Origin of the sequence: Saccharopolyspora sp. NPDC050642 (assembly GCF_040654735.1) — a bacterium.
In the GTDB taxonomy this organism is placed as follows: Bacteria; Actinomycetota; Actinomycetes; order Mycobacteriales; family Pseudonocardiaceae; genus Saccharopolyspora; species Saccharopolyspora elongata.
This window is the reverse complement of sequence record NZ_JBFAIN010000016.1, coordinates 162,088-171,607: the sequence shown is the minus strand read 5'-3', so window position 1 is coordinate 171,607 and position 9,520 is coordinate 162,088. Positions and strand designations below refer to the sequence as shown.

12 protein-coding genes are annotated in these 9,520 nt (G+C 70.7%); 7 read left to right on the top strand and 5 right to left on the bottom strand.

The features are described 5' to 3' along the window. The first annotated feature begins 123 nt into the window (after nucleotides 1-123). The 3 genes from AB0H93_RS24530 to AB0H93_RS24520 are packed head-to-tail and all read left to right on the top strand — an operon-like array spanning nucleotide 124 to nucleotide 1,615. Nucleotides 124-855 (top strand): class I SAM-dependent methyltransferase, encoded by a 732-nt coding sequence (locus AB0H93_RS24530; RefSeq protein WP_358575434.1) that lies wholly within the window; start codon nucleotides 124-126, stop codon nucleotides 853-855. A gap of 49 nt (nucleotides 856-904) precedes the next feature. Further along, nucleotides 905-1,081: a hypothetical protein gene (locus AB0H93_RS24525; RefSeq protein WP_358575432.1), complete on the top strand. Its 177-nt coding sequence runs from the start codon at nucleotides 905-907 to the stop codon at nucleotides 1,079-1,081. A gap of 3 nt (nucleotides 1,082-1,084) precedes the next feature. Beyond that, nucleotides 1,085-1,615 (top strand): CGNR zinc finger domain-containing protein, encoded by a 531-nt coding sequence (locus tag AB0H93_RS24520; RefSeq protein ID WP_358575431.1) that lies wholly within the window; start codon nucleotides 1,085-1,087, stop codon nucleotides 1,613-1,615. A gap of 8 nt (nucleotides 1,616-1,623) precedes the next feature. Here the strand turns inward: AB0H93_RS24520 and AB0H93_RS24515 are convergent, their stop codons facing one another. The 4 genes from AB0H93_RS24515 to AB0H93_RS24500 form a co-directional block, all read right to left on the bottom strand. Further along, the gene (locus AB0H93_RS24515) at nucleotides 1,624-2,268 is read right to left on the bottom strand and encodes a GNAT family N-acetyltransferase (protein WP_358575429.1); all 645 of its coding nucleotides are present in this window, start codon (nucleotides 2,266-2,268) and stop codon (nucleotides 1,624-1,626) included. Nucleotides 2,269-2,308: 40 nt separating this feature from the next. Beyond that, nucleotides 2,309-3,427 (bottom strand): MFS transporter, encoded by a 1,119-nt coding sequence (locus AB0H93_RS24510; protein WP_358575428.1) that lies wholly within the window; start codon nucleotides 3,425-3,427, stop codon nucleotides 2,309-2,311. A 102-nt stretch (nucleotides 3,428-3,529) separates the two neighbouring features. Beyond that, entirely contained in the window at nucleotides 3,530-4,000 is a 471-nt protein-coding gene (locus AB0H93_RS24505; protein ID WP_358575426.1) for an Rrf2 family transcriptional regulator, read from the bottom strand. 93 nt (nucleotides 4,001-4,093) lie between these two features. Beyond that, on the bottom strand, nucleotides 4,094-4,858 hold the full coding sequence (locus tag AB0H93_RS24500) for a VOC family protein (RefSeq protein WP_358575424.1): 765 nt from the start codon (nucleotides 4,856-4,858) through the stop codon (nucleotides 4,094-4,096). A 298-nt stretch (nucleotides 4,859-5,156) separates the two neighbouring features. Between AB0H93_RS24500 and AB0H93_RS24495 the strand changes: the two genes are divergently transcribed. Further along, nucleotides 5,157-5,642 (top strand): hypothetical protein, encoded by a 486-nt coding sequence (locus AB0H93_RS24495; RefSeq protein ID WP_358575423.1) that lies wholly within the window; start codon nucleotides 5,157-5,159, stop codon nucleotides 5,640-5,642. Here AB0H93_RS24495 and AB0H93_RS24490 read toward each other — a convergent pair. Then, the gene (locus tag AB0H93_RS24490) at nucleotides 5,619-6,305 is read right to left on the bottom strand and encodes a metal-dependent transcriptional regulator (protein WP_132494167.1); all 687 of its coding nucleotides are present in this window, start codon (nucleotides 6,303-6,305) and stop codon (nucleotides 5,619-5,621) included. The genes AB0H93_RS24495 and AB0H93_RS24490 overlap by 24 nt on opposite strands. A gap of 136 nt (nucleotides 6,306-6,441) precedes the next feature. Between AB0H93_RS24490 and rlmN the strand changes: the two genes are divergently transcribed. From rlmN to AB0H93_RS24475, 3 genes are all read left to right on the top strand, one after another. Next, nucleotides 6,442-7,554 carry a 23S rRNA (adenine(2503)-C(2))-methyltransferase RlmN gene (gene rlmN, locus AB0H93_RS24485; protein ID WP_358575422.1) on the top strand — a complete coding sequence of 371 codons (1,113 nt, stop codon included), beginning with the start codon at nucleotides 6,442-6,444 and terminating at the stop codon, nucleotides 7,552-7,554. Between the two features lie 86 nt (nucleotides 7,555-7,640). Then, complete coding sequence (locus AB0H93_RS24480) at nucleotides 7,641-8,417, top strand: toll/interleukin-1 receptor domain-containing protein (RefSeq protein ID WP_358575420.1); 777 nt, start codon at nucleotides 7,641-7,643, stop codon at nucleotides 8,415-8,417. A gap of 192 nt (nucleotides 8,418-8,609) precedes the next feature. Continuing rightward, nucleotides 8,610-9,509 carry a ferulic acid esterase gene (locus tag AB0H93_RS24475; protein ID WP_358575419.1) on the top strand — a complete coding sequence of 300 codons (900 nt, stop codon included), beginning with the start codon at nucleotides 8,610-8,612 and terminating at the stop codon, nucleotides 9,507-9,509. The last annotated feature ends 11 nt before the right edge of the window (nucleotides 9,510-9,520 follow it).

Sequence of the window (9,520 nt, the reverse complement as noted above, 5' to 3'; positions counted from 1 at the left end):
TGAAGAATGATCTTGTGGTGAGACCTCTTCTACCAGGACCCCACGCCCACACCTCCCCAGGCCATCAGCCATCCCATTCCACTGAGATCACCTCATTGAAATTGCGTCGGAGAGAGGACCGTGATGCGTACCTGGCGGAAGCAGGCGCGGCCGAAGGTGACGCCGAGCCCGAACATCTGGCATTGGCCCGAGCTCTTCGAACTGGAGAACCGCGCGCAGGATTCCACCGGCGCGTTGTGGCAGGCGCTGCGGGAGCGCTGTGACTGGGCCGGGCTGGACGTCGTCGACATCGGCTGCGGCGACGGCTTCCACCTGCCGCTGTTCGCCGCCGCGGCCAGGACGGTCATCGGCATCGAGCCGCACCCGCCGTTGGCCGAGCGGGCTCGTGCCCGGATGGCGGGCACGCCGGGCGTGGACGTCCGCATCGCGCCCGCCCAGCAGCTGCCGCTCGCCGACGCCAGTGTCGACCTGGTGCACGCCCGCACTGCGTACTTCTTCGGTCCCGGCTGCGAACCGGGCCTGGCCGAGGCGGATCGGGTGCTCCGCCCGGGCGGGATGATCGCGATCGTCGACCTGGACGCGTCGAGTTCGCCGTACGGGGACTGGATGCGGGCGGACGCGCCGCAGGTCGATCCGCATGCGATCGAGTCGTTCTTCCAGCGCCACGGCTTCGACAGCGCCTCCGTGGACACGCTGTGGCGCTTCGACGACCGGGAGACCCTCGAAAAGGTGCTGGGCATCGAGTTCTCCGCGAAGGTCGCCGCCCGCGCGGTTCGCGAGGTGCCCGACCGCACGGTTCCGGTCGGCTACCGCGTCCGGACCCGCAGCAAGCCGACCGGCCTGCTGCACGCCTGAGCGATGTAATGGTTGAAGTGGACTAGTCCCTGACACCAGGGTGAGACCCATGCCTGCTACCAGCACGAACGGGGTCTGTCCCGGGGACCGGGCGCGGTGGGTGGTGCTGTCCCGGCACCGGACGTCGCAGGGCGAGGTCACCTATCGGATGTGCATCTGCGGCCGGATCGGCGTTTTCCTCGACGACCGCGAGGTGCGCTCGCCGACGAGATCTCCGGTGAGGTGATCGATGCGGTTCAACGACTACGGCGGCGAAGCGGCCTGCCTGGCGGCCGATCTAGTCAACGCGGCCGGCCCGCTGACTGCCGAAGCACTGGAGCCGATCCTGTCCGCGCGCGGCGTCGCGGGAGGTGCGCTGGACGCCGAGCAGGTCCGCGACTTGGCGCTCTGGTGCGATCGGCTCAACCGCTGCTTCGATCCGCAGGATCTGGAGCAGCGGTGCGGCGAGATCAACCAGCTGCTCGCTGAAACCGCGAGCCAGCCGTACATCTCGCTGCACGATGGGCACCCGCACCTGCACTACAGCGCGCCGGGTGCGGATCGGGCGGCCCACATCCGTGCGGTCACGGCTGCCGGGCTCGCCTACGTGGTCTGCTTCGCAGGGGCAGATCGGCTCGGCCGGTGTGCGCGCGAGGCCTGCGACCAGGCCTTCGTGGACACTTCCCGGAACGGCCGGCGGGCCTACTGCTCCCTGCGCTGCGCGAACAACGATGCGGTGGCCCGCCACCGGGCCAGGGTCGCGGGCCGGTACGGCATCTGAGCCGGAGTTCAGCCCTGTTCGGGCAGGTGAGCAGCGGTGATCTCGGATTCGACGGCCCAGCCGAGGGTGCGGTAGAGGGCCAGGCCCTCCGCGGTGGCCACGAGCATCGACCGCGTGGCCCCGCTCTCCGCCGCCGCGACGCCGAGCGCTCGCATCACGTACCGTCCGAGTCCGCGCCGACGGTGCTCGGCGTGCGTGGCGACCTGGTCGACGACGGCCGCCTGCCCGGCGACGGCGACGCGCCCGCTGGCCGCCACCGTCCCGTCCTCGGCGAGCACCACCACGTCGTGGACGTCGCCGTCGGAGGTGATCCCGGCTGAGTACCCCGGCTCGATCGATCCGGCATCGTCGCTGCTCAACGCCGCGCTCATCAGGTATTCCGGCGCCTCGACCCGCCAGGCCGCGCTCAGCGCCGACACCACCTCGGCCCGGTCACCGCAGACCTTCAGCCAGGTGCCGGGCGCGGTCAGGGTCGCGGCTCGGTGACCTGTCGAGGCAGGGCCGGTGAGCACGAACCGAATGCGGTGTCCCGGCGCGCCGACGTCGATCCGGTATCCGTCGGGCTCGGCGACCGGGCTCGGTGCCCCGCGGCAAAGCGACCAACCGCGCACCCAGTCCTGAACGCACTGCTCAAGCCCGTGCTTCGATCTCACACGGCCGATCGTGCCAGCGCGGGCGGACATTTCCGGTGGCTCACGACGCGGTGATGCGCAGGTACAGCGCCGCGACGGCGGCGACCGCGGCCGCTGCCGTGAAGATCGGGGCCGGACCGAGAGCGAGCAGCGCGCCGCCGAGGAGGGTGCCCGCTCCGATGCCGAGGTAGATCGCCGACGCGTTCAGCGACACCACGATCGCCGCCTCCTGCGGCGCCGCGTCGATGAGCCGGGTTTGCTGCGGAGGCGTTTGGGTCCAGGTGCTCCCGCCCCACGTGAACACCAGGATGGCGACCGCGACCTGCGGCGTGGTGCCGGTCCAGGCGAACCACGCCAGCAGCGCCAGCGCAAGCGTCATGGTCAGGTAACCGCAGGTCAAGACCCTGGTCGGGCCCCAGTGGTCGGTCGCGTAGCCGGACAGGAGGTTGCCCAGCACCGCCCCGAGCCCGTACAGGAACAGCATCAGCATGGTCGAGTTCACCGGGACCCCGACGGCGTTCAGCGCGGGAACGCTGTAGGCGTAGACGGTGTAGCTGGCGCCCATGCCGAGCACCGTCAGCGGCAGGACCGCCAGGACGCTGCGGCGGCGCAGCAGCGCGAGCCGGTCGCGCAGCGGGACGCGGGCGCCGCCCGGCAGCGCGGGCATGATCAGGTAGACGCCGACGCCGACGAGCAGGCACAGCGCGGCGACCAGCCCCAGAGCGGCGCGCCAGCCGAACCATTCGCCGGCCAGATCGCCGAGCGGAACGCCCAACGCCGTGGCCACGGTGAGGCCGCCGACGACCACGGCCAGCGCCCGGCCGCGGAACTCCGCAGGCACCAGCGTCGCGCTGACCGCACCCGCGCTGGGCGTGTACGCGGCGGCACCGGCCGCCGCGAGCACCCGGCTGACGATCAGCACCGCCAGGTTCGGGGCTAGCGCGGAGCCGATGTTGGCGATCCCGAGCAGGACGAGGGCGGCCACCAGCAGGCCGCGGCGCGGCATCCGGGCGGTCGCGGTCGCCAGGACCGGGGCGAGGACTGCGTAGGCCACGGCGAACGTGGTCACCGACTGGCCTGCCGCGGCCGTGGTCACCTCCAGCGAGTCCGCCATGGCCGGGAGGAATCCGGCGACGATGAAGGCATCGGTGCCGACCGCGAAGGTCCCCAGCGCCAGCACCAGGGTGGCCGTAAGGCCTCGGCTCCGCGTCGGATTCGGGACATTTGACATCCAGGTTCTCCAGCTGAAGAAGCTCTGCTGAGCAGGTCATTCGGAAAAAGATCAGTCTGCGGCGTGCCAGCGCCGTACTCGGCCGGCGGCGCGGGGCGGGGCGGTGGCCATCAGGTCGGCGATGGTCTGCGAGGCCAGTTCGCGGCGCCAGGCCAGCTCGGCCCGGCGCATGGCGACGTCGATGCCGCAGCGCTTGCGGAACTCGCCTGCCGGGGTACCGGTCCCGGCTCCGCGCTGCCGGATCTCGGCGCAGCGGAACGCGTCCTCGGGTCCTTCGATGGCGGCGACGACGTCCATCAGCGTGATCTTCGCCGGCGGCCTGGCCAGCCGGAAGCCGCCGCGCGCCCCCGGCGTGGAGGTGAGGATCTCGGCCCGGACCAGCGCTTGCAGGCGCTTGTTCAGGTATGCCGGGGGCAGGTCGAACTGGGCGGCGAGCCGGGCGGTCGGCACGGGTTCGTCGTCCAGCCACGCCAGCGTGAGGCAGCAGTGCAGGCCCCACTCGACCCCTTCGCCCATCCGCATACCTGGATGTTAGACGTCCAGGTTCGCCGATGTGCGTCGGGGCTCCGTCGGCCGGATGAGCTTGCTCCTGCCAGGGCATTCAGGCGCTGCGGATCATTCCCCGGTGCGCTGGGCGGTGTCGATGATGAAGAACGTGGCGCCGACGACGTCCTGGATCAGGGAGAGCCGGCCGTACGGGGAATCCGACGGTTCGCGCAGCACCTTGCCGCCCAGCTGGACCGCCTTCGCCGCCGCGTCGTCGGCGTTGCTGTCCGGGTTGACCTGGAAGTACAGCTGCCAGTGCGCGGGCACGTCCTCGGGCAGCGCCGAGCTGGTCTCGAACCGGCCCACCGTGGGCAGGTCGTCGACGTACCAGACGGTGTAGTCGAAGCCGTCCCCCGGCTCGCCGATCTGCTCCTGCCGGTAGCCCAGCAGTTCGGCGTAGAACGGATCGGCGGACGAGCCGTCGCGGGTGTGCAGTTCCGCCCAGCAGAGCATGCCCGCGTGGTCGCGGCCGAAGGTGCCGTTGGGCGGCGCCTCCCACAGGCCGATCGCCGCGCCGGAGGGATCCTCGGCGACCAGGAACGTCTCGTCGGCGGGCGTTTCCGTCGGTGGGACCAGCACTTTGCCGCCGAGCGCGCGGATCCGCTCCACCGCGCGGCGGGCCGAGCCGCACTCCAGGTACAGCGTCCAAGCCGTCGGCGCGTCCGTCTCCGGCAGCAGCAGCCCGGCGACCGGCTTGTGCTCCTTCATCGCGATGTTGTAGTCCGGGCGCTGGATCCAGTGCCAGCCGAACAGGCCGGCGTAGAAGTCCCGGGCTTCGGTGACGTCGTGGGTGGCCAGGTCCACCCAGGCTGGGGCGCCCACTGCGATGGCCATCGCTCCTCCTCCGAAATGCACTTCGACACGAGGTGAATTCAGGGGGTATCCCCAGGGTGACCGAGGTTTCGGTCCGGAAAACACGCGTGGCGGATCAAGGGCGTCACGCGTGGCGGATCAAAGGTCTTCGGCCGCACGATGGCGTTACTGTTCGGTGCCTTTTCCGCAATGGGAACGCCCCCGAATGACGCCTTGATCCTGAACGGCCCGCGTGATCGACTAGTACCGGTCACTCAGTGTGCGTATTTGCATGCCGAGCAACCCGATCGAAGCACGCACCAGGGTTACAGGAGCAGCCATGGCCAACCGCGCGGCGAAGCCGGTGACCGCGGGCCTGAGCCGGCTAGCTCAGCTGGACCGCCGCGAGCGGGCCCGCATCATCCAGCAGCTGTGCCACCAGTACCCGGCGTTCCGGTCGATGCTGAGGCAGGTCACGATCGCCCGCGGGATCGCCTTCGCATCCGGGTTGCTGCTCGCCCTCGCGGTGATGTTCCTGGTCCAGGGTGCATCGGTGTGGTGGGTGTCCGGTCTCGTGTTCACCGGCCTCGCCGGGTTCTGCTACGTCGCCGTGGCGCTCACCGACAGCCGGTTCGACCTGCTGCTCGCGGTGCTGGGCGCGCACCGCACCGACGAGCTGCACGGGCGGCTGGTGACCGAGCAGGTCTACGGCGACGACCCGCCGTCGGATCCGCTGGAGTGGCCGGTGTCGCGCGTGGTCGCGTCCCGCACGGTCGCCTCCCGGCTTACCGACGGGGCGGGTTCACCGGTGCACGCTGATCGATAGCGCGGCCGCGATCTCGTCGCCCACGAAGTGGGTTTCGTCGTCCGGCGGCTCGCCGACGCGCACCACCAGCGGCCCGCCGAAGGGCTTGCGCTCCACGACCTCGATCCGCGAGCCCAGCGTCATGCCGTGATCGGTCAGGTAGCGCAGCAGCTCCGAATCCGTGTCCCAGACCCGCGCGATGGTGCCGACCGTGCCCGGCTCGACCTGGTCCAGCAGCAGCGTCGCGGGCTTCTCGACGGTGCCCTCCGCGGTCGGGATCGGGTCGCCGTGCGGGTCGTGGGTGGGGTTGCCGAGCTTGGCGGCGATGTGCGCGACCAGCTCGTCGGACACCGCGTGCTCCAGCGCGTCGGCCTCCCGGTGCACCTCGTCCCAGCTGTAGTCGAGCTCCTCGACCAGGAACAGCTCGATCAGCCGGTGCCTGCGCAGCACGTCGAAGGCCAGCCGGCGGCCCTCCGGGGTCAGCTCGACGCTGCGGTACCGGACGTGCGTGACCAAGCCGAGCTGCGCCAGCTTGTTGATCATCCCGGAGACCGATGACGGGCTCAGGCCGAGCCGCTGGGTCAGGGTGGCGTTCGTGACGGGCACACCCCGTTCGCAAAGCCCGTAGATCGCCCGGAGGTAGTCCTCGACGGACGACGAGGGGCGCTCGGCCATACTCGTCATACTTGCACGATACGGGCGCTGCCCGGTCGGTGGACGCACCCACCACCCGCGTGGACGCCGCGTGGCGGCCGGATTCGCGCCTCGTCCGGTGGTCGCCGCCAAGGTCGTTCCGGGGCATGGGACACTGGTGGGCGCTATGTCTGCGACTTCCCTTCCGCTCGTCTTCGACGCCCCGCGCCGTGGCATGCCGCCACGGCACCTCGCCGACCTCTCCGCCGACGAACGGCGCGCCGCGGTGACCGAGCTGGGGGAGAAGCCGTTCCGCGCCAAGCAGCTCGCGCACCACTACTTCGGCCGGCTCAACGCTGACGTGGAGTCGATGACCGACATCCCGGCGGCCAGCCGCGCGAAGCTCGGCGAACACCTGCTGCCGGCGCTGCTCAGCCCGGTCCGCCACCTGAACACCGACGACGGCACCACCCGCAAGACGCTCTGGCGCGCGCACGACGGCACGCTGCTGGAAAGCGTGCTGATGCGGTACCCGGACCGCGCCACGGTGTGCATTTCCAGCCAGGCGGGCTGCGGGATGGCCTGCCCGTTCTGCGCCACCGGCCAGGGTGGGCTGCAGCGCAACCTGTCGACCGCGGAGATCGTCGACCAGGTGCGCTCGGCCGCGGCGGCGATGCGCGACGGCGACGTCCAGGGCGGGCCCGGCCGGCTGTCGAACGTCGTGTTCATGGGCATGGGCGAGCCGCTGGCCAACTACCGGCGGGTGATCAACGCGGTGCACCGGATCTGCGACCCGGCCCCGGACGGGCTGGGCCTCTCGCAGCGGTCGGTCACCGTGTCGACGGTCGGCCTGGTGCCCGCGATCAAGAAGATGACCGCGGAGGACCTGCACGTCACGCTGGCGGTGTCGCTGCACACCCCGGACGACGAGCTGCGCGACACGCTGGTGCCGGTGAACAACCGCTGGAAGGTCGCCGAGGTGCTGGAGGCGGCTCGCGGCTACGCCGACCACACCGGGCGCCGGGTGTCGATCGAGTACGCGCTGATCCGCGACATCAACGACCAGCCGTGGCGCGCGGACCTGCTCGGCAAGCTGCTGCACCGGCACCTCGGGCAGTTCGCGCACGTCAACCTGATCCCGCTGAACCCGACGCCGGGCAGCAAGTGGGACGCCAGCCCGAAGCCGGTGGAACGGGAGTTCGTCCGCCGGGTCCGCGAAGCGGGCGTCTCCTGCACGGTCCGGGACACCCGGGGCCAGGAGATCGCGGCGGCCTGCGGCCAGCTCGCGGCCGAGGAATGAGCGTTCGGCGGATCGCCTCGGGCCGCGATTTGCGCGCCTGATCTCCGGTATCTTGCCGGGGATCCGCGGCGGACCGGGGGAGCGCGATGTCAGGCGAGATCGAGTACGGGCCGGTGGTCGTGAACAGGCCCGGGGCCGATCCTCGGGTCGGCTACTACGACGACGATGACCACGACCTCGAGCGGGACTGCCCGCAGGCGATCGTGTACTACTGCGAGCCCCCGTTCACCGCGGCTTCCGGCTACTACTTCGCGGATCATTCGTGGCTGGCCCCGGTCGACACCGATTCCCTCTGGAACCGGCGGCTGAAGCTCCAGCGGATCCTGGCGGACCGGAACATCGCGGCGTTCGAACGCCGGAAGCCGTCCTATTCGTACAAGCGCTTGTACGAGTTCTCCATCGAGCTCTCGTTCGTCAATTCCCTGCTCGCCGACCGGATGGTGAGCGCCCGCATGAACGAGGGGCAGATCGGCGGCCGCCGCGTCTTCATCTCCTACTCGTCCTCGGACCGCCAGGTCGCCACCTGGCTGTCCGTCGACCTGGCGAACGAGGGGCATGTCCCGTGGCTGGACGAGTGGGAGATCAAGGCGGGCGAGTCGATCCCGAACAAGATCGCCCGCGGGATCGATGAATGCGACTACCTGCTCGTGCTGCTGAGCCCGAAGTCCGTCGGCTCCGGATGGGTCGAGCGGGAGTGGTCGGCGAAGTACTGGGCGGAGGCCGCCGGCGGCGGGATCGGCGTGATCCCGGTGTTGCTGGCGGACTGCGAGATCCCCACGCTCCTCCGCGTCAAGAAGTACGTCGACCTGCGGCGCGATTACAGCGCTGGGCTGGAGCAGATCCTGGCGGCGTTCGCGCCCTGACCGATGGCGCGCTGGTCCGCCGGTGCGGTTTCCGTGAACGCAATGAACAGAATGGTGACGGCCGGGCCGGCGTGGTCCCATGATCCTCGCACCCGAACTCGATCGAGGTGGGAGGCAATGGTGCCTGGCCGTGCGAAGCGAGGTCTCGTCCGCCGATCTGCCCGTTCGGTCCTAAGTGGACGGATTCCGGCGGTGTTCGCCGCAGCGGGTCTGGCCGCGGTGCTCGGCGGGGCGCCGGCGCAGGCCGAATCCCGGATCGATCGCTCGCCGTCCGCCGGCTGCGGCGAGGCCGCGGTGCCCGGGACGTCGGAGACCCGCACGATCGTTTCGGGTGGGATCACCCGCAGCTACCTGCTGCACGTGCCGGCGGACTACCGGCGGGACGAGCCGACCCCGGTGGTGCTGTCCTTCCACGGCCACTCGCGGACTTCGGAGTACCAGGAAGAGCTGTCCGGCTTCTCCGCCACCGACGCCATCGCGGTGTACCCGCAGGGCCTCGTCGGCACGGACGGCGAAACCGCCTGGCAGGGCGCGCCGTACTCCGCGGCGGTCGACGACGTGCTGTTCACCGGCGACCTGCTCGACCGGTTGGAGCGGGATTTCTGCGTCGATCGCGCGCGGATCTACGCCGCGGGCAAGTCCAACGGCGGCGGCTTCACGGGCGTGCTGGCCTGCCGGATGAGCGACCGCATCGCCGCCTTCGCGCCGGTGTCCGGCGCGTTCTACCCGCAGGGCGGCGAGTGCGAGCCGGAGCGCGCGGCGCCGGTCCTGGACTTCCACGGCACCGACGACCAGACGATCCCGTACCTCGGGAACCCGGAGAAGGGCCTGCCGCCGATCCCGGAATGGCTGGCGGGCTGGGCCGATCGCAACGACTGCGACGACACCCCGATCGTCCGCGACGAGGGCAACGGGGTGCAGGTCGGCAAGTGGATCGGCTGCGACCGGGGCGGCAACGTCGTGCACTACCGGATCGAGGGCCTGGGGCACGACTGGCCGAGCACGCGGCCGAACCCGGACTCCGACCAGCCGTCGGTCGTCGACGCGACGCCGATCATCATGCGGTTCTTCGCCGAGCACCGGCTCCGCTGAGAAGACCCGGG

Excerpts from the sequence above, each read along its gene's own strand:
- AB0H93_RS24530 (WP_358575434.1), top strand. The coding sequence starts at position 124 with ATGCGTACCTGGCGGAAGCAGGCGCGGCCGAAGGTGACGCCGAGCCCG.
- AB0H93_RS24525 (WP_358575432.1), top strand. The coding sequence starts at position 905 with ATGCCTGCTACCAGCACGAACGGGGTCTGTCCCGGGGACCGGGCGCGG.
- AB0H93_RS24520 (WP_358575431.1), top strand. The coding sequence starts at position 1,085 with ATGCGGTTCAACGACTACGGCGGCGAAGCGGCCTGCCTGGCGGCCGAT.
- AB0H93_RS24505 (WP_358575426.1), bottom strand. The coding sequence starts at position 4,000 with ATGCGGATGGGCGAAGGGGTCGAGTGGGGCCTGCACTGCTGCCTCACG.
- AB0H93_RS24500 (WP_358575424.1), bottom strand. The coding sequence starts at position 4,858 with ATGGCCATCGCAGTGGGCGCCCCAGCCTGGGTGGACCTGGCCACCCAC.
- AB0H93_RS24495 (WP_358575423.1), top strand. The coding sequence starts at position 5,157 with ATGGCCAACCGCGCGGCGAAGCCGGTGACCGCGGGCCTGAGCCGGCTA.
- AB0H93_RS24490 (WP_132494167.1), bottom strand. The coding sequence starts at position 6,305 with ATGACGAGTATGGCCGAGCGCCCCTCGTCGTCCGTCGAGGACTACCTC.
- rlmN (WP_358575422.1), top strand. The coding sequence starts at position 6,442 with ATGTCTGCGACTTCCCTTCCGCTCGTCTTCGACGCCCCGCGCCGTGGC.
- AB0H93_RS24480 (WP_358575420.1), top strand. The coding sequence starts at position 7,641 with ATGTCAGGCGAGATCGAGTACGGGCCGGTGGTCGTGAACAGGCCCGGG.